Annotated in this window: 12 protein-coding genes; 9 read left to right on the top strand and 3 right to left on the bottom strand. The window is 67.6% G+C overall.

Annotated elements, in window-relative coordinates:
• Nucleotides 1-16: 16 nt before the first annotated feature.
• Together VF167_15130 and VF167_15135 are read left to right on the top strand one after the other, a co-directional pair.
• The gene (locus VF167_15130; GenBank protein ID HEX6926753.1) at nt 17-1,231 is read left to right on the top strand and encodes an META domain-containing protein; all 1,215 of its coding nucleotides are present in this window, start codon (nt 17-19) and stop codon (nt 1,229-1,231) included.
• A gap of 37 nt (nt 1,232-1,268) precedes the next feature.
• Nucleotides 1,269-1,958: a hypothetical protein gene (locus tag VF167_15135; GenBank protein ID HEX6926754.1), complete on the top strand. Its 690-nt coding sequence runs from the start codon at nt 1,269-1,271 to the stop codon at nt 1,956-1,958.
• 100 nt (nt 1,959-2,058) lie between these two features.
• Here the strand turns inward: VF167_15135 and VF167_15140 are convergent, their stop codons facing one another.
• Nucleotides 2,059-3,633, bottom strand: a complete 1,575-nt coding sequence (locus tag VF167_15140; GenBank protein ID HEX6926755.1) for a nucleoside hydrolase-like domain-containing protein — start codon at nt 3,631-3,633, stop codon at nt 2,059-2,061.
• A 684-nt stretch (nt 3,634-4,317) separates the two neighbouring features.
• On the opposite strand from VF167_15140, the gene VF167_15145 reads away from it, so the two are divergent.
• The 5 genes from VF167_15145 to VF167_15165 all read left to right on the top strand — a co-directional run bounded on the left by VF167_15145 (nt 4,318) and on the right by VF167_15165 (nt 12,823).
• The gene (locus VF167_15145) at nt 4,318-7,203 is read left to right on the top strand and encodes a DUF1553 domain-containing protein (GenBank protein ID HEX6926756.1); all 2,886 of its coding nucleotides are present in this window, start codon (nt 4,318-4,320) and stop codon (nt 7,201-7,203) included.
• 4 nt (nt 7,204-7,207) lie between these two features.
• Nucleotides 7,208-8,671 carry a DUF1501 domain-containing protein gene (locus tag VF167_15150; GenBank protein HEX6926757.1) on the top strand — a complete coding sequence of 488 codons (1,464 nt, stop codon included), beginning with the start codon at nt 7,208-7,210 and terminating at the stop codon, nt 8,669-8,671.
• On the top strand, nt 8,668-10,254 hold the full coding sequence (locus VF167_15155; GenBank protein HEX6926758.1) for a c-type cytochrome domain-containing protein: 1,587 nt from the start codon (nt 8,668-8,670) through the stop codon (nt 10,252-10,254). The genes VF167_15150 and VF167_15155 overlap by 4 nt, the downstream gene beginning before the upstream one ends.
• Nucleotides 10,255-10,372: 118 nt before the next feature.
• The gene (locus VF167_15160) at nt 10,373-11,386 is read left to right on the top strand and encodes a hypothetical protein (GenBank protein ID HEX6926759.1); all 1,014 of its coding nucleotides are present in this window, start codon (nt 10,373-10,375) and stop codon (nt 11,384-11,386) included.
• Between the two features lie 39 nt (nt 11,387-11,425).
• Entirely contained in the window at nt 11,426-12,823 is a 1,398-nt protein-coding gene (locus tag VF167_15165) for a sulfatase (GenBank protein ID HEX6926760.1), read from the top strand.
• A gap of 276 nt (nt 12,824-13,099) precedes the next feature.
• On the opposite strand, the gene VF167_15170 is transcribed toward VF167_15165, so the two are convergent.
• Both VF167_15170 and VF167_15175 read right to left on the bottom strand, forming a co-directional pair.
• Nucleotides 13,100-14,470, bottom strand: a complete 1,371-nt coding sequence (locus tag VF167_15170) for a permease prefix domain 1-containing protein (GenBank protein ID HEX6926761.1) — start codon at nt 14,468-14,470, stop codon at nt 13,100-13,102.
• Between the two features lie 3 nt (nt 14,471-14,473).
• A complete protein-coding gene (locus VF167_15175) occupies nt 14,474-14,848 on the bottom strand; it encodes a helix-turn-helix transcriptional regulator (GenBank protein HEX6926762.1) in 375 nt (124 codons plus the stop codon).
• 266 nt (nt 14,849-15,114) lie between these two features.
• On the opposite strand from VF167_15175, the gene VF167_15180 reads away from it, so the two are divergent.
• On the top strand, nt 15,115-16,341 hold the full coding sequence (locus VF167_15180; protein ID HEX6926763.1) for a pyridoxal phosphate-dependent aminotransferase: 1,227 nt from the start codon (nt 15,115-15,117) through the stop codon (nt 16,339-16,341).
• Nucleotides 16,342-16,464: 123 nt separating this feature from the next.
• Nucleotides 16,465-17,922, top strand: a complete 1,458-nt coding sequence (locus VF167_15185; protein ID HEX6926764.1) for a rhodanese-like domain-containing protein — start codon at nt 16,465-16,467, stop codon at nt 17,920-17,922.
• Nucleotides 17,923-18,201: the final 279 nt, after the last annotated feature.

Consider the following 18,201-nt stretch of genomic DNA (forward strand, 5'->3'; position numbering starts at 1 on the left):
CCAGCCCAGGACGCCCATGACTCGCCACCTCTTGCTGCCGGCGCTCGCGGGACTGCTCGCCTGCGCCTCGAATCCGGGACAGGACGATCCCTGCGTAATGGCCACTCCCTCCACCGAGGGCTGGACCTCGTACGACGAGGGGGCGTTCACCCTCCAGCTACCGCCGGACTACGAGCGGGGTGACGTGCAGGGCATCGATTCCCAGGTGGGGCGCTGGGAGGCGCCGGGGAAGCAGGTGAGCTATGACTTCGGCGCGTATTCGAATCCTCTGGAGCCCGACGGCCTGAATGCGTTCCCCGACCTCGTGGTCTGCCAGGAGAGCGACGGCCAGGGCTCGCCGCGCATCATTCGCTATTCGCCTGCCGAGGGTGGATATGCCGTCGCCGCCCACTGGCCGAACGTGCAGGAGCGTGGCGGTCGGAGCCTGTCTCTGACCATCGAAGGGGTGGTGGGGCAGGCGGAAGACCAGGCGGAGCTGATCGCCATCTTCCGCTCGGTTCGCATCGGCAACTCGGCAGGGGACACGGCGCGGGGAGAGGGTGATTCGCTGCCCGGTGGAGACCCGGGGGCAGTATCGCGCGCTCCGGTTGACGGCGGAGCCCCACCCGCGACCGGCTATCGGGCGGGCGGCAACGAACCCTTCTGGACGCTGACCTTCGCGGAGTCCGCGATGGCGTTCTCCGACATCGGCATCGAAGATTCGGTGCACGCGCCCCGTCCGGAGCCCGAGCCCCTGTCCAACGGCTGGAGGTTCTCCGCCACAGCAAACGGACAGCCCTTCGTGGTCGAGATCGAGAACCGGCGCTGCAACGATTCGATGAGCGGCCGCCCCTTCCCGCACTCGGTCACCGTGGCCGTCCTGGGACGCGACTACAGCGGGTGCGGGGGTGATACGGCTTCGCTCCTGACCGGCGGCGAGTGGGTGGTGGAGGATCTCGAAGGCGAGGAGACCTCCGGGGATCGGCGGCCGACTTTGCAGTTCTCTTCCGAGGGGGCGGTGACCGGCACCGGGGGCTGCAACCGTTTCCGGGCGAGCTACGAGATGACCGGGGAAGGGCTGCGAATCGGTCCGGCCGCGGCGACCCGTATGGCGTGTCTTGACGAGGCCGCGAACGCGCAGGAGACACGCTTCTTCGCGCTGCTCGAGCAGGTGACCCGCTTCGATATCGCCGAGGACGGCAGGCTGGTGCTGCTTGCCCTCGATCGACCCATCATCGCGGCCCGGCGCTGAGCGCTGGGCCGGCGCCGATAGCTGTGGATAGCGACCAATGAGCACAACCCGCCCGGATCTTTCCGTTGCGCGCCGGCGATCCATCGCGCTTCCCGCGCTTGCACTCCTCCTCTTCGCCTGCGGCTCTCCCGAACCTGGCTCCGACGAGGTCGCCGCGTCCGCGGACAGCGTGGAAGTGGATGGCTCAGGCGTCGCTCAGGACACGGCGGATTCGCCGACGCCGTCCGCGCCATCTGCCGGATCTGCCGGCACTGACTCGTCCCCGCCGCTGACCCCGGAAGGCTGGGGCCCGATCCGGATCGGGATGACGCGGGCTGAGCTGGTGGCGGCCGCCGGGGAGGACGCGAATCCGGAGGCGGTCGGGGGGCCGGAACCGGAGGCCTGCGACGAATTCCGGCCGACGCAGGCACCCGAGGGCATGTTGGTAATGGTCGAGCGCGATCGTGTGACCCGCATCACCATCAGCGCGGGAGCCGACGTTCGCACCGACCGAGGCTTTGGGGTGGGCGGCTCTGCCGAGGAGATCAAGCAGGCCTACGGCGAGGCCGCGGAGACCATGCCGCACAAATACTCCCCCGCGCCGGCGGAGTATATCACCGTGTGGACGGTCCGGCCCGGCTCGTCAGGTGAGGCCCGAGGCATCGTGTACGAAGTCGGCGAAGACGGACGCGTGGCCCACATCCACGCCGGAGGGCCGAGTATTCAGTATGTGGAGGGGTGCCTGTAGGTCAGTGCGAGAGCCCGTGCCAAGCATGGGATTGTCCGCCGCCCTCCTCGATGCGCGCGATGCTTCGTGGTACTCAGCGTGACAGAAGGGGGCGGTAGTTCTAGCTTCTCCCTTCTGCCTCGCCCACTTCCAACACCACCCTCCGATACCCCGTCAGCCCGGGTTCCCCGCGATCCGCAACTTCCAGAATCACGTGAACCTCGGATCCCGCTGCGTCCTCAGGCACTCGCACTACCACCTCCGCCTCCTCGGCACCCACGAGCTCCACCGAGCCCTCGTAGTCCGAGGGGTCGGGATAGACCCACCAGCGGAAATCCAGCGGATCCCCATCCGGATCGTACGAACCGCCTGCGCGGAGCGTCACCTCCCCGCCGGGGGCGACCGAGCGTACGATCACTCGGCGCGACGAGTCGGCGTCGATTACGCCGACCGGGTTGTGATTCACTTCGTCGACAGGCCGGACCGCGCGATCCATCCGTGCGGCGAAGTCGTTCTGGTAGGCCTGCCGCCAGCGTGCCACCGTCCATTTGCGACGCACCGCTACATCGGTTGTCCCTGAGGGATGCGCGTCCTCGGCGTCCACGAAACGCCCGCCGACCCGGTGCTGGAAACGACCGCCCCAGCCGCCGTAGGTCGGGTGCTCGGGATCGGAGAGACCGTTGGGCAGAAAGTAGAACCACGAGGGCGTGTCCCCTTCCTTCACACCCCGACCGTTGCGCGGCGTGCCCGGGTTCTGAGCGGTGACCGGGTAGCCTGCCCCGAGTGGGCCGTGGCCCGTCCTCACGTTTTCCTCGACCCAGTCCTCGAGCACGAGCGGAGCAACCGAGTCGTCAACCAGCGGCAGGGCAGGGCCGTCTCCGACCCTGGAATCGTTCTGGTACATCCCGCGGAAGAGAGCGGAGAAGCGATCCATGCCCGGAGGCCCGGTCTCCACGTAGAACAGCGAGGGAAAGTTCTCGAGGATCCACTCGCCCGTACCCGGCTCGCCCGAGAAGGCGTCCTGATCCGCGATGGCGTAGACGCGCAGCTTCGAGAGAAACGTCGCCGCCGCGACGGAGTCGCGGGCGGCGCGCACGTCGAAGAGCGCCTGTGCCAGGTCGTGCACTCCACCCCAGATCACGACCCGCACCGGATCGGCTGGGGACGCCGCGTCCGTGACCGCGATGATGCGTTCGGAGCCGGGGGTGCTCCGCCCCTCGCCCAGGTGAGGCACGCCCCGTTGCGCGCTGCCACTCACGATCAGCGCCCGTAAGCTGTCGGGGTGCGGGTAGCGCTCGTCGTGGCCCCTCAAGTTGGCGTAGACCGCGGCATAGTCGTCCACGATCTCCTCGATGAGGTGCGGCTGCGTGATCGCATTATCGAGCTCCCCCGGGATGCCGCTGGCGGTCGCGATCAGCCCCGCGATCCGGAACTCGTTGGCGTAGAGCAGCAGGCGACGCAGCGACTGCATGTCGTCCGGATCCCCGCCGATGTCTGTCAGGACGACGAGGATGGGGCGCTCGATCGCCAGCTCGGACAGCGCCCCGGCCTGCGAGGCGCCCGGAGGTGTGGCGGGATCACCCGAGCCTTCGTCCTGGTTCGAGGCCGAGGGCGTGCACGCTCCCGGGATCACGATCGCGAGAGCGAGCCAGAGGCGCAGCGCGGCGGACCGACATGAGGCGGGTGAACGGGTCATGATGAGAGATGCAGAGAGATGGGTAAGCACCGGCGCGATTGGCGTTTCCTCCCGGTCCGCGTCGCCAACTGAGAGGCAGCGACGTGGACCGGGACATGGACCAGGATGTGTGCCGGGTGCCCCCGGCTAGTCGGCTACCGAAAAGAACGAGGCCTTCCTGCGGAGGGAAGGGGCTACCCAGCGAGCGGAGGGGGCTGCGGGACTTGACCGGAAAGTGGTGGGCGACTATGAAGGCAATGTGCTCCCAGGTGACTCTCGTCCCGGTCGTGGGCACCCGGCAGAGACCTCCACCCGCTGCGGCCCCCGGTCACTCTGGTGGCCGCTTCACCTGCCGCCGAGCGTTCTGATGCAGCCTGCGGATCGAGCGAACGCCTGCGGGAGAGCGGTCCGGGACCCCGGCCGCGGCAGGACTGCCGGTGCATCTGCGACGCGAACCACCGGAAGGCATCGGCATCCCTCCGGTGCCGAGCTCCCGGAAGATTGATCGAATGGCGTTCATTCGCCATTCTACCGGAACACACGGCTCCCTATCTCCTTCCTCCAGCTCGCTGCCCATGGCCGCGATTCGTCTCTCCAGCCCGACCGCCACGACCCGTTTACGGGAGAACCACAGCTCGACAATGCCTCCGGCGATCGGGCGGCCGGCAGGCATTCTGACGATCCACTGCTCGCCCGCGGGGTGCCATGATCGGTGAGTCCATCCGGAGGCGCCTGCCAGCCCGGCTGAGGGAAGCGCCGCCTGCCGTTCGCTTCGGCGCGGTGGCGGGGCTCGCGCTGGTGACCGTGGTCGCGGTCGCCGGCCTTCGCGGGGGCGAGCGCGTCGACTTCAACAGCGACGTCCGGCCGATCCTGAACGGCAAGTGCATCGCCTGCCACGGCGGGGTGAAGCGCTCCGGCGGTTTCGGCGTGCTCTTCCGCGAGGACGCGCTGGCGATCGGTGAGTCGGGACGCCCTGGAATCGTCCCCAGGGACGCGGACGCAAGCGAGCTGATCCGGCGGATCACCCATCCGGACCCGACCGAGCGGATGCCGCACGATGCGGATCCGCTCAGCGACGAAGAGATCGACATCCTGCGGCGGTGGATCGATCAGGGAGCGGAATGGGGAGAGCACTGGGCCTACCAGCCGCCGGTCTTGCCGACGGTGCCGGAGGTAAAAGACGAATCCTGGCCCGCGTCGGACATCGACCGCTTTGTGCTGGCCCGGCTCGAAGCCGAGGGGCTGGAGCCATCCCCCCGTGCCCCCTGTGAGACGCTCCTCCGCCGCGTCTCAATCGACCTGGTCGGCCTGCCCCCGACCGTCGAGGAAGCCGAGGCGTTCTGCGCCGATCCCTCGCCGGCGGCTTACGAGAAGGTCGTCGACCGCCTGCTCGCCTCCCCCCGTTATGGCGAGAACTGGGCGTCGATGTGGCTCGACCTGGCACGATACGCCGACACCAAGGGCTACGAGAAGGACCAGCACCGCGACATCTGGCCGTACCGTGACTGGGTGATCCGGGCGCTGAACGAGGACATGCCCTTCGACCGGTTCACCATCGAGCAGCTTGCCGGGGACCTGCTGCCGAAGGCCACGGACGATCAACTCCTGGCCACCGCCTTCCACCGCAACACCATGACGAACGACGAGGACGGCACGGACGACGAGGAGTTCCGCGTCGCCGCCGTCCTCGATCGCGTCAACACCACCATGGAGGTCTGGCAGGGCACCACCATCGCGTGTGTCCAGTGCCACAGCCATCCCTACGATCCGATACGTCACGAGGAGTACTACGAGCTCTTCGCCCTCTTCAACAATACCCTCGACGGCGATCGAAAGAACGACGGCCCCCGGATGCCCATCTACGAAAAGGAAGGGCGCCGACAGGTGGCCGAGATCCTCTCGCGGATCCAGGCACTCGGGGTGGAGACCGCTCCCGCGGAGAGCGCGCTCGCGCGCAGGGTCGAGAAGGTGCTCCACCCGCTCGGCTGGATGCCGGCGGCGGATTTCGACACATCTAGCGCGGTGATGAGCACCGGGGACTTCGTCTCTCCGCTGGAGAATGGCGGCTGGGTACGATATTCCAACGTCGATCTGGATGGGGTGGCGGTGATCGGGCTGGGGTTCAGCGGGAAGGAAGGGGAGGTGGAGCTGCGCCTCGATGCCCCGGATGGCCCGCTGCTGGGGCGTGCCGCGCTGGCCGAGGGGAGGGTGTGGCGCTCCCCGGGCGGCCTGTCGCTCGAGCCCACGCTTTTGGTGCCCATCCAGGCGACACCAGGGCGGCACGACCTGGTGCTCGTGCTCCTCTCCGACCAGGTCGGCGGGTTCCGGATCACCTCGCTCTCCCGTTACCCGGCCGGAATGGTCGAAGGGGAGGGGAGTGAGGAGCTCGAGCACCTGGTGAGCGACCTGCTGGCCGTGCCGCCTGAGGCCGAGGTGCCGGTCCTGCGCGAGCGTCCGCCCGATCGTCGCCGGATCACCCAACTCTTCGACCGGGGCAACTGGTTGGTACGCACCGACACGGTGCAGCCGGGGATACCCGCGGCGTTGGCGGGTGACGTGGAGGCTGATCCCGTCGACCGCCTGGAATTCGCGCGCTGGCTGGTGAGCAAAGAGAACCCGCTCACGGCTCGGGTGATCGTCAACCGTATCTGGGCGCGGCTGTTCGGCACCGGCATCGTGCCGACGCTGAGCGACTTCGGGACCCAGGGGGACCCGCCGTCCCACCCGGCGCTGCTCGACTACCTGGCGCTCCGCTTCCGGGACGAGCACGACTGGAGCCTCAAGGCGCTAGTGCGCGACGTCGTCCTGTCGTCCACCTATCAGCAGTCCTCGCGTGTCACCCCGGAGTCGCTCGAGGCCGATCCCGAGAACCGGCTGCTCGGGCGCGGGCCGCGGGTCCGCCTCTCCGCTGAGCAGGTGCGCGACCAGGCGCTGGCTGTCGCGGGGCTGCTGAGCGATCGGATGTACGGGCCGGGGGTGATGCCGCCGCAGCCGCCGGGCCTCTGGAGCTCCCCCTACAACGACCGCCAGTGGGTGACCTCTCCCGGAGAGGATCGATACCGGCGCGCCGTCTATACGTACTGGAAGCGAACCGCCCCCTATCCGTCTTTGATGGCCTTCGACGCGCCCAGCCGCGAAGTCTGTGTGTCGCTGCGCATCCAGACCAACACCCCGCTCCAGGCGTTGGTCACGCTGAACGACCCCGTGTACGTGGAGGCGGCGCAGGCGCTGGCGCGGCGCATGTCGGCCGAAGGTGGCTCGCTGGAAGAGCAGATCCGCCGCGGCTACCGCCTCGCCCTGCTACGCGATCCCGACGCCGCTTCGCTGTCCGAGTTGGTCGACGCCTATCACGACGCGGCCGAGGCGTATCGCGCCGACCGGGAGCTACTGGATTCCGCGGTTGAGCCGTACCGCCCCTACGACAAACCCCCGGAGGACGCCGACGGCTACGTGAGTGCGGTCGCCGAAGGCGACGAGAGCACGGAGCATCCGCTGTTCGCCGAGCCGCCATCCGATTCGCTGCACACCGCCGCACTCACCACCGTCGCGTCGGTGATCATGAACCTGGACGCTTTTCTGACGAGGGAGTGACGTCATGAGCCTGCTCGAGGAAGCCCGCTACGCGGAGTTGGAGTTCATCACCCGGCGCCACTTCCTGCGCACGTGCGCGAGCGGTATGGGGAGTATGGCGCTGGCCTCCCTCTTCGGGTGCGGGGGCGGGGTCGACGGCGGGGCAATCGTGAGCTCGGGAGGGCTGCAGCCGCATTTCCCGCCCCGTGTGAAACACGTCATCTTCCTGCACATGGCCGGGGCCCCCTCCCAACTCGAGCTCTTCGACTACAAACCCGAGCTGATCAAGCTGCACAATCAGCCGTGTCCGGAATCGCTGCTCGAAGGGAAGCGCTTCGCCTTCATCGAGGGCGTCCCGAACATGCTCGGACCCCAGGCGGAGTTCGCCCCGCGTGGCGAGTCCGGTCTGACCGTGTCCAACCTGCTCCCCAATTTCCATCGGGTGGTGGACCGCGTTACGCTGTTGAAGGCGATGTACACGGACGAGTTCAACCACGCCCCCGCCCAGCTGCTGATGCACACGGGTGGGCCGCGCCCCGGGCGTCCGAGCATCGGAGCGTGGGCTACCTGGGGGCTGGGCTCGGAGAACGAGAATCTACCCGGCTACATCGTTCTGCTCAGTGGAGGCAAGCAGCCCGATGCGGGGCGCAGTGTATTCGGGAGTGGCTTCCTGCCGACCGTCTACCAGGGCGTCCAGTGTCGCACCGGTCCGGAGCCCGTTCTCTACGTGGGTGACCCGGACGGCACCACCCGGGACATCCGGCGCCGCGCCGTCGACGCCATCAACGAGATCAATCGCCGGCAGTACGAGGAGATCGGGGATCCGGAGACGCTCACCCGCATCGCCCAGTTCGAGATGGCGTTCCGCATGCAGGTCTCGGTGCCAGATGTGATGGACATCAGTGACGAGCCCGAGTGGGTGCACGAGATGTACGGCTCCGTGCCCGGACAATCGAGCTTTGCCAACAACTGCCTGCTGGCGCGGCGCCTGGTGGAGAAGGGGGTGCGCTTCGTCCAGCTCTTCGACTGGGGCTGGGACGCCCACGGCGCGGCGGAGAGCGAGGCGCTGAACGCCGGCTTTCTGCGGAAGTGCAAGGAGATCGACAAGCCCGTTGCGGCGCTCCTGGAAGACCTCGACCAACGCGGGCTGCTCGACGAGACGTTGGTGGTGTGGGGCGGGGAGTTCGGACGCACGCCGATGCAGGAGAACCGCGGAGGGAAGACCAACCCGTTCCTCGGACGCGATCACCACAGCGAGGCCTTCACCATGTGGGTCGCGGGCGGGGGGATCAAGCGGGGGTTCAGCTACGGGGAGACCGATGAGATCGGCTACTCGGGCGTCTCCGGGCGGGTGCACGTGCACGATCTGCAGGCGACCATCCTCCATCAGCTCGGGTTCGACCACGAGCGTCTCACCTACCGTTTCCAGGGGCGGCCGATGCGGCTCACTGACGTCGGCGGCCGGGTAGTGCGCGAGATCCTGGCGTGAATCAAAGCTTCAACTGGGCGGGGCGTGCACGCGAGCACGCCACCGCCCTGTCGTGCGCCGCGGTGCTCGGCGCGGTGGTGCTCGGCGCCCTCTGGCTGGCGTCCGGGGCGGAGGACAGCCCCTCCGAGCTGCAACTCTTCCTGGGGCGGCTGCACCCGCTGATCGTGCACCTTCCCATCGGCTTCCTCCTGCTCACCGTGCTGTTGGAGGGGCTGGGGACCATCCGTCGTTTCGCCGCGCTGCGCGAAGCGGTGCCCCTCGCGCTGTTCGTGACCACGCTGAGCGCGGTGGGGGCGGTGTTGGCGGGGGTGCTGCTGGGAAGCAGCGGCGGCTACGCCGGGGCGCTGGTCGGCTGGCACGAACGGCTGGGGATCTCGCTTGCGGTGCTGGTCGCTCTTGCGTCTGCCCTGCGTTACGTCTGGAAGCAGGGCGGAGCGAGATGGCTCCGCCACGCCTACACCGCATCCCTCGGCGTCGCGGTGGCTCTGCTGCTGGCGACCGGGCACCTGGGCGGCACCCTCACCCGCGGACCCGAGTACCTCACCGAATACCTCCCGGCCCCGCTGGAACCGGTGGCCGCCTTGTTCGAGGTGGAGCGTGAGTCGGTCGCACCGGCCTTTGTCTATCCAGACGAGGCGGTGGTGTACGAGCACCTCGTTGCGCCGGTGCTGCAGGCGCGCTGCGTCTCGTGCCACGGGCCGGACAAACAGAAGGGTGACCTGCGGCTCGATTCGCCCGAAGGAATCCTGGCGGGGGGGAGCTCCGGCCCGGTGATCGTTCCGGGGCGCGCGGCGGAGAGCCGGATGATCCAGCGTGTCTGGCTTCCGCCGGAGCACGAGGATGTCATGCCGCCGCGGGGACGCCCGCCTCTGAGCGCCGCTGAGGCGGAGCTGCTGCGCTGGTGGGTGGACCGCGGAGCCTCCTTCGACCAGGTCGTCGGGCGAGAGACGCCGCCGCCCGGGGTTCTCGCCATCATCGAGCAGGTGGCCGGCCCCCCGGAGGAGCGGATTCCGGCCGTCCTGCACACGAAAGTCCCCGCGCCGGACAGTGCGGCGCTGGCGGCCGCGGGCGAGCACTGGCAGATCCGTCCGCTCGCGCAGGGCTCCAACTTCCTGCGCGCCGGGTGCCGCGCCATGGAGTGCAACGGCGACCACCTGCGCGCGTTAACGCCGCTCGCTCAGCAGCTCGCCGAGCTGGACCTGAGCGGCGCGGCGGTGGACGACGACGATCTCCAGACGATCGGCCAGTTCCAGCACCTCGTCCGCCTCTCGCTCGATCGCACCGCAGTGACGGACGCCGGGCTGGGCGCCCTCTCCGGGCTGCGCCACCTGGAGTACCTCAACCTGTACGGCACGGCGGTCACCGACGCCGGCCTGGCGGCACTGGAGCCGCTCGCCAGCCTGCGATCCCTCTACCTCTGGCAGACCGGGGCGACCGAGCAGGGCGCCGCCCGCCTGGCCGAGCGCCTCCCGCGCATCCAGGTGAGCCTAGGCAGGACGCCTGGGCAGGCCGACGGCACGCCTGAACAGGCGGGAACCACGAGTCAGGAGGCTGGAACGACGACTGAGCTGGCTGGAAGCTGACTACCCAAGGCAAGCAAAGCCAACATCGGTCATGCCCGCCGCTGACCGGTTCCACTGCTCGCTCGCTCATCTTCAATTGACCCGACAACCCCCTATTCTCGTACCGGCGCTCATTCTGGTGGCGACCCCGCTGCTGGCGCAGGGGGCGCCGCCCTACCCACCCAGCCCGGTGATCCGCTCGATCACCTTCGCGCCGGCGGAATCGATCCGCTGCGCGGCCCAGGACGGCGACAACTTCCCGGTCACCTGGGGGGCTGACGACGCCATCTACACGACTTGGGGGGACGGCACTGGGTTCGAGCCGAAGGTGCCGGTGAAGTTGAGCATGGGGTACGCCCGCGTCACAGGCGGTCCACACGACTTCGTGGGGGAGAACATTCGCTCGCCGAACGAGCAGATGGGATCAGGCCGGTCCGGCAAGAAGGGATGGGGGCTCCTCTCCATCGATGGAACGCTGTATCTGTGGATGGGCCATGCCGACCACCAGGGAGGGCAGGCACAGCTGGCCTGGTCCCACGACGGCGGACGCAATTGGATCGCGGCCCCCTGGCGATTCGCGGAGTTCGGGCTGGTCGGCTTCGTGAATTTCGGGCGCGACTACGCCGGGGCCCGGGACGATTTTGTCTACGCCTACTCCCACGATTCGCCTCGCGCCGACACGCCCGCCGATCAGTTCATCCTGATGCGCGCGCCGAGGGACAGGCTCACTTCGCGCAAGGCTTGGGAATTCTTCGAGCGGCTCGACGAAAACGGGGAACCCGTCTGGACTGGTGACATCAAGCGACGGGGCCCCGTCTTCGTGCACCCGGACCGCGCCCTGCGCTCGGCGATGACCTACGCTCCCGGCCTTCGCCGCTACCTCTGGTGGCAGCAGATTCCCGCACCCCCAGGTTCGGAGGATTGTGGAGACACGCGCTTCGAGGGTGGCTTCGGGATCTACGATGCACCGGAGCCCTGGGGGCCCTGGACCACCGCCTTCTTTACGGAGAAATGGGACGTGGGTCCCGGCGAGCACGGCGATTTTCCTGCTAAGTGGATGAGCCCTGACGGCCGGGAGTTGTACCTGGTCTTCTCCGGGGGCGACGCGTTCTGCGTGCGCGGTGCCAGGGTGGAGCTGCACGGTTCGCAGTGAGGAGGAAGGGGGATATTCCTTGAGCGAGCAAGGAGCACGATGTCTCGAAGCAAAACCCGTCGACTCTGGCCTATCGCACTGGCGCACCTGCTGGCCGCCATCCCGCCGACGCTGGCCGCCCAGGAGCCCGGCAGTGCAGGGCAAATCCCCCGGCCCAACATCATCGTCATCCTGACCGACGACCAGGGATACGGGGACCTCTCCTCCTACGGTCATCCGACGCTGCGCACGCCAAACATTGACCGGATGGCGGAGGAGGGAATTCGCTTCACTTCGTTCTACGCCACCACGTCGGTGTGCACTCCATCGCGGGCGGCGCTGCTGACCGGGCGTTATCCAGTTCGCACGGGGCTGGTGCGGGTGCTGGGGCCCGGGGCCGAGATGGGGCTGCCCGACAGCGAGCTCACCCTGGCCGAGGCGTTGCGGGAGCAGGGCTATCGCACCGCGATGATCGGCAAGTGGCACCTGGGAGATCGTCCCGAGTTCAACCCGCTTCGGCACGGCTTCGACGAGTTCTTTGGCGTCCCCTACTCGCACGATTTCCGGCCGCCTTTCGTGGCCGACGCTCCCCCGGAGGGGGTTCCGCTCCTGCGGGGGTACGACATCGTCGAGCGGCCGGTCGATTTCCCGAACATGACGCAGCGATTCACCGCCGAGGCGATCCGCTTCATCCGCGAATCGGGCGGGCGCCCGTTCTTCCTCTATTTCGCCCACCCCATGCCTCACCTTCCGGTGGAGCCGTCGGAGGATTTCCGGGGGAGATCTAGGGCCGGGCGGTACGGGGACGTGGTGGAAGAGATCGACTGGAGCGTGGGTGAGATACTGCGGACGCTGAAAGAGCTCGGCATCGAGCAGCGGACCATCGTCGTCTACACGAGCGACAACGGGCCGTGGCAGAACCAGCCCCCACGCATGCTGCAGGACGGCCAGCGTCCCTGGGACGTCGGCTCGGCCGGACCTCTGCGGGGTGCGAAAGGCTCCACCTGGGAGGGTGGTGTGCGTGTGCCGGGGATCGTGTGGTGGCCGGGGACCATCCCGGCGGGACAGGTCTCCGCCGACATCGTCACCAACATGGACCTCTTTCCCACCCTCCTCCGCCTGGCGGGGGGAGAGCTGCCGGAGGGCCACCGCCTGGACGGAGTGGATATCCTGCCAGTGCTCGAGGGGCAGGGGCCCTCGCCACGGCAGGAGCTCTTCTACTTCCTGGGACCCGAGCTCCAGGCGGTTCGCGTGGGTCGCTGGAAGCTGCGCGTGGTTCCGCCGGCGTCCCAGGCCGGGCAGGTTTCGGCAGCCCCGCAGCAGACTTCCGCCGTGCCGGAGCTCTACGACCTCGAAGTCGACCCGTCCGAGCGCTACAACATGGCCGCTGAGCACCCGGATATCGTGAGCCGTCTCATGCGGCGGATGGAAGAGTTTGGGAAAGAAGTCGGAAGCTAGAAGCCAGAAGCTAGAAGCTAGAATTTTCTTGCGAGACTTCTGCGCCGACGCGGGAAAACCGCAAAGTCCGTCGGTGCGATCTCTGCCGCGGGCACGGCATGCGGAGCTCTTGCAACCGACACCGGCTCGAGATCTGCCCGTAGGGGCGCCCCGTTGGGGGCGCCCGCACGCCGATGCGGCAAGTCGCTGCCGTCCGGTACCCTCAGTTTTCCCGTGCAGGCGGCCACAAGGCCGGTTCCCTGCAGGATGCCCGTCTGAGCGAACCTCCCCATAAATTCACTGAAATCCGAAGAGCAGCGGGAAGATCACCACCACCACCGCTGCCCACGCTCCATACACCGGGAGGTAGGCGGTCTGCCAGCGCTCGATCCGCGCGAACGGCTTGCTGCCTCGCAGGAATCCCAGGTACAGCCAGGCGGACCATGCGAGGTTGACCAGCAGCACCACGTTCATCCCCAGCGCGGCCAGCCGGTTGGGCGTGGAGCCGAACTCGGTGATGCGCGCGGCAATCGCCGCCAGGGCGACGCCGTCGGCGATGAGCGCGCTGACCAGCAGGATGGTGATCAGGTAATCGAACAGATCGCGCGGCGCCTGCGGATCGCGCGCTGAGACCGAGTAGAGCAGCAGACCGAGCACCAGGACCAGCAGCAGGTCGAAGGCGATCAGGACCTCGCGCTCGATGTTGATGCCGCGCCCGGTGATCGCCATGGTGCCGAGGAAGACGAGCAGCGTAGCGGTGAAAAGCGGGGTGAAGAGCCGCGTCAACACCGGCGCCATGTTCTCGATGACGCTCTGCTTGGCCTCGACCAGCCAGGAGCCGACGATCACGGCCCCCAGCGCGCCGCAGGGTATCAGCCAGCGTTCCGCCACCCACTCGGCGTCGATGCCGATGGCCTGGAACATCCCCAGCGTGAAGGCGACCAGGACGCCGCCCCCCAGTGCGATCAGCGAGTAGTAGATGAACAGCTCGCCAGAGAAGCGCACGAAGTCCATACGGGCGTTCAGGTCGCGCCAGCGCCCTCCCGTGTAGGCGAGGCCCACCATCACCCAGAGGGCGATCGGCAGGTGGATCGCCAGTAGCTCCTCCGTGTCACGCTGGGCGTGGAAGGGGTAGACGTTCGCCACCACGGCAGCGGCAATGAATGCGAGCGCCAGCCACCGCCAGGTCCTCATCTCGATCCGACGCTTCCAGACGAAATAGCCGGTGAGCAGCGGCAACACGAAGAGGCTGACGTTGCGAGCGTAGAAATACTGATTCTGGGTGAGCATCACCCCGAACAGCTCTGGCACCTTGATCGAGAGGGCGGCGGCCGCCGTCAGGCCGGACACCACTGCCATCTCGAGCCGGGCGTCGTCCGCGCTGCCTTCCTCGTCCTCGGGCGCGACGACGAGCTGCTTCCACAGCCGCTCCGAGTGCTCGCGCGCGAATTCGTTGGCGATGGCGTCCTGCGCTCCCATGCGCTTGACCGCCACCAGGAAAGCCTCGTCCGGCGTCAGACCGGCGTCCATCAGACCCGCGATCTCACCGCGCAGGTGATCCTCCAACTCCTCGACGTCCATCGGATGGATCGCGCGCCGATGGCGGAGGTAGTTCCTCCACTGCTCGATCTGTGATTCGAGGGGATCGGCCGCGTGCGATGTGGCCATGCTTCAACCTTCCGCGGGAGTAGGGGCGGGCGTCCACCCGCCCGGGAGTGCCGCCGAAAGCCAGATGTTGCGCAGGGCGGCGTCTACGGTCTGCCACTGCTCGCGTTGCTGCTTCAGCTCCGCGAGGCCTTGCTGGGTGATGCGGTAATACTTGCGCCGGCGGCCGTTCTCCGACTTGCCCCAGCGACCGTGGATGTGCCCCTGCTTCTCCAGCCGGTGGAGCACCGGATAGAGCATGCCGTCCGTCCACTGCAGGCGCCCACCCGACAGGTCGCTGACCCGCTTTAGAATTGCGTACCCGTACGAATCACCCTCGGCCAGAATGGCGAGGATGAGCGGGGTGGCGGAGGCGGCGACCAGGTCCTTGCCGATTTCCATCGCTGCGGAATGGGGGGGAATAGGGTACCTTGAAGTACTATACATTGAGGTGCTAGGTATGTCAACTGGGAGCTAGAAGGGGGCCGGGAGGTCGGCACGGAACTTCTCCTTCTGGCTCCTGGCGTCTGTCTTCCCGAGCCCTTCTCCCCCCCAACCTCCCCCCCCGCCTCCTCCTGCACTATCTTCAGGGACTCGGAAACGGGGAATTCCGCAGCAGCGTCTCCTCCCCCGCCGAAATACTCCGACCCTTCTTCCGACAACTGCCTTTGAAGACCGTCTTAAAGTCCACCAAGCTCGCCAACGTCCTCTACGATATCCGTGGCCCCATCATGGAGGCCGCGAAGCGGATGGAGGAGGAGGGCCACCAGCTCATCAAGCTGAACATCGGCAACCTGGCGCCGTTCGGGTTCGAGGCCCCGGAGGAGATCCAGCGGGACATGATCCGCAACCTGCCGAACTCCTCCGGCTACTCGGACAGCAAGGGGATCTTCCCTGCGCGCAAAGCCGTCATGCACTACACCCAGGAGCTGGGCATCCGGGGGGTGACCATCGACGACATCTACCTGGGGAATGGCGCCAGCGAGCTGATCCACATGGCCACCAGCGCGCTGCTGAACACGGGCGACGAGCTGCTCATCCCCACGCCGGACTATCCGCTCTGGACCGCATGTACGCAGCTCGCCGGCGGCACGCCGGTCCACTATCTCTGCGATGAGGCGAGCGGCTGGATGCCCGACCTCGACGACATCCGCCGCAAGATCACGCCGGCCACCAAGGGGATCGTCGTCATCAACCCGAACAATCCCACGGGTGCCGTCTACTCGGAGGAGGTGCTCCGCGAGATCGTCTCGATCGCCCGGGAGTATGGCCTGGTGATCATGGCGGATGAGGTCTACGACAAGGTGTTGTACGACGACGCCAGGCACGTCGCGATCGCCAGCCTGTCGGAGGATCTGTTGACGCTGACCTTCAACTCGCTCTCCAAGAGCTATCGGTCCTGTGGCTATCGGGCGGGTTGGATGGTGGTTTCGGGGAATCGCGAGGTGGCGGCGGACTACATCGAGGGGCTGACGATGCTCTCGAACATGCGGCTGTGCGCGAACGTCCCCGGCCAGTGGGCGATCCTGACGGCGCTGGGCGGCTACCAGAGCATTCGCGACCTGGTCGCCCCAGGCGGCCGACTGCGCCGCCAGCGCGACCTGGCCTATGAGCTGATCACCGAGATTCCCGGTGTCACCTGCGTGAAGCCGCAGGCGGCGCTGTACATGTTCCCCCGCCTCGATCCGGAAGTCTACCCGATCGATGACGACCGTCAGTTCCTGCTCGAGCTGTTGCAACAGACCCGCGTGATGCTGGTGCAGGGAACCGGCTTCAACTGGCCGAGGCCGGATCATTTCCGCATCGTATTTCTCCCCCACGAGGACGATCTGCGCGAGGCCATCGGGCGCATCGCCGACTTCCTCGCACAGTACCGAAGACGGCACGGTACGTGAAAATCAGGCCTTGAAGACGAGCGCACCGACAGGGTAGGGGCGGCGCGTTTCGGCTCCTGCCCCGCGGGCCGTCCCCCAGCATAGGACCAGGACCCGCGAGGTCCGCCGCCCGGAGCCGAGACGATGATCCTCAAGCGCCTGTACGACGAGAAGCTCTCCCAGGTCAGCTACCTGATCGGCTGCGCCGAAAGCGGAGAAGCCCTGGTGGTCGATCCCAATCGCGACGCGGATGCCTACGTCCGCGAGGCCGAGGGGGAAGGGCTCGAGATCACGCACGTCGCCGAGACCCACATTCACGCCGACTTCGTTTCCGGCTCGCGCGAGCTCGTGGCGCGGACGGATGCCCGGCTGTACCTGTCCGACGAGGGTGGCGAGGACTGGAGGTATGCTTTCGCGCGGGAAGCCGGGGCGGTTCTGCTGCGGGACGGCGATTCGTTCCGGGTCGGCAGCATCCAGATCGACGCCCTCCACACGCCGGGGCACACCCCTGAGCACCTCTCTTTCCTGGTCACCGATCGCGCCACGGCAGACCGGCCGATGGCGGTGCTGACCGGGGATTTCGTCTTCGTGGGCGACGTCGGGAGGCCCGATCTGCTGGAGCGAGCGGTGAGAGTCGCGGGGACGATGGAAGCGGGGGCCCGGACGCTCTTCCGCAGCCTCCAGGCGTTCAAGGAGCTGCCCGACTATCTGCAGATCTGGCCCGGGCACGGAGCGGGGAGCGCCTGCGGGAAGGGGATTGCCGCCGTCCCTCACAGCACGGTCGGGTACGAGCGTCTGTTCAACTGGGGGTTCGCGATCGAGGACGAGGACGAGTTTGTGAAGGCGGTGCTGAGCGGTCAGCCCGAGCCGCCGCGCTACTTCGCCGAGATGAAGCGGATCAACCGGGACGGCCCTCCGTTGCTGGGGGGACTGCTCCGCCCGCAGCGGCTGGCGGAGACCCGTCTGCAGGAGGTGCTGGATCGGGGCGAGCTGGTGGTCGACACCCGCAGCGCGGCCGAGTTCGCCCAGGGCCACATCCCCGAAACGATCAACATCCCGCTGGACCGCGGCTTCACCACCTGGGCGGGCTGGTTCATCCCCTACGACCGCGACTACTACCTGATCGTGGACGACTCCTGCGCGCACTGCGTGGATGAGGTGGGGCGGGATCTCACCCTGATCGGGCTCGACCGGATGGCGGGCTACTTCGGGCCCGAGGTGCTGGCGGGGTGGATCCGAAAGGGCGGAAAGCTCGGGATGGTGCCACAGATCACGCCGGACGAGCTCGCCGGCCGCCTCCGCGCCGGAGAGGTGAACGTGCTCGACGTGCGCGGAGCGGCCGAGTGGGAGGCCGGTCACCTGCCTGGCGTGGAGAACCTCTTCGTCGGCCACCTCGAGGACCGGCTCGACGAAGTCCCGCGGGATAAGCCACTGGTCGTGCATTGCCAGACCGGCGCCCGCTCCTCGATCGCGGCGAGCCTGCTGCGCGCCCACGGCTTCGACAACGTGATCAACCTCAAGGGCGGATACGCGCGGTGGCAGGCGGAGGGGCTACCCACGGAGAAGCCGAAGGGGGCGGAGGGGGCGAAGAGGGAATTTTGAATTTTTCTTCGCTCCGCCCCTTGCGGGGCTCCGCTCGGGATGCCAGGGGGTCGGCCCATGATTCAAAATTCAGAATTGCGTCGCCAACTTGCCTTCGCGACGGCACCGACCTCGGTGTCGCGGTCATACCTCGGCAATCCTCCGCAACTGTGGTCCACCGACTTCGCTCGGTGCGCGGATGGAGCTAGGTGACAGGGCGATTCGGCGCTGGCGCTGGCAGACTTGACCCTCCGAACACGGTGGAGCCAAAGATGCAGCCGGAAAAGAAATCCAGCCCTG

It is taken from the genome of Longimicrobiaceae bacterium, from assembly GCA_036375715.1.
In the GTDB taxonomy this organism is placed as follows: Bacteria; Gemmatimonadota; Gemmatimonadetes; order Longimicrobiales; family Longimicrobiaceae; genus DASVBS01.

Bases quoted from the DNA above. Each gene is read 5' to 3' on its own strand.
- VF167_15130 (HEX6926753.1), top strand. From the start codon at position 17: ATGACTCGCCACCTCTTGCTGCCGGCGCTCGCGGGACTGCTCGCCTGC.
- VF167_15135 (HEX6926754.1), top strand. From the start codon at position 1,269: ATGAGCACAACCCGCCCGGATCTTTCCGTTGCGCGCCGGCGATCCATC.
- VF167_15140 (HEX6926755.1), bottom strand. From the start codon at position 3,633: ATGACCCGTTCACCCGCCTCATGTCGGTCCGCCGCGCTGCGCCTCTGG.
- VF167_15145 (HEX6926756.1), top strand. From the start codon at position 4,318: ATGATCGGTGAGTCCATCCGGAGGCGCCTGCCAGCCCGGCTGAGGGAA.
- VF167_15150 (HEX6926757.1), top strand. From the start codon at position 7,208: ATGAGCCTGCTCGAGGAAGCCCGCTACGCGGAGTTGGAGTTCATCACC.
- VF167_15165 (HEX6926760.1), top strand. From the start codon at position 11,426: ATGTCTCGAAGCAAAACCCGTCGACTCTGGCCTATCGCACTGGCGCAC.
- VF167_15170 (HEX6926761.1), bottom strand. From the start codon at position 14,470: ATGGCCACATCGCACGCGGCCGATCCCCTCGAATCACAGATCGAGCAG.
- VF167_15175 (HEX6926762.1), bottom strand. From the start codon at position 14,848: ATGGAAATCGGCAAGGACCTGGTCGCCGCCTCCGCCACCCCGCTCATC.
- VF167_15185 (HEX6926764.1), top strand. From the start codon at position 16,465: ATGATCCTCAAGCGCCTGTACGACGAGAAGCTCTCCCAGGTCAGCTAC.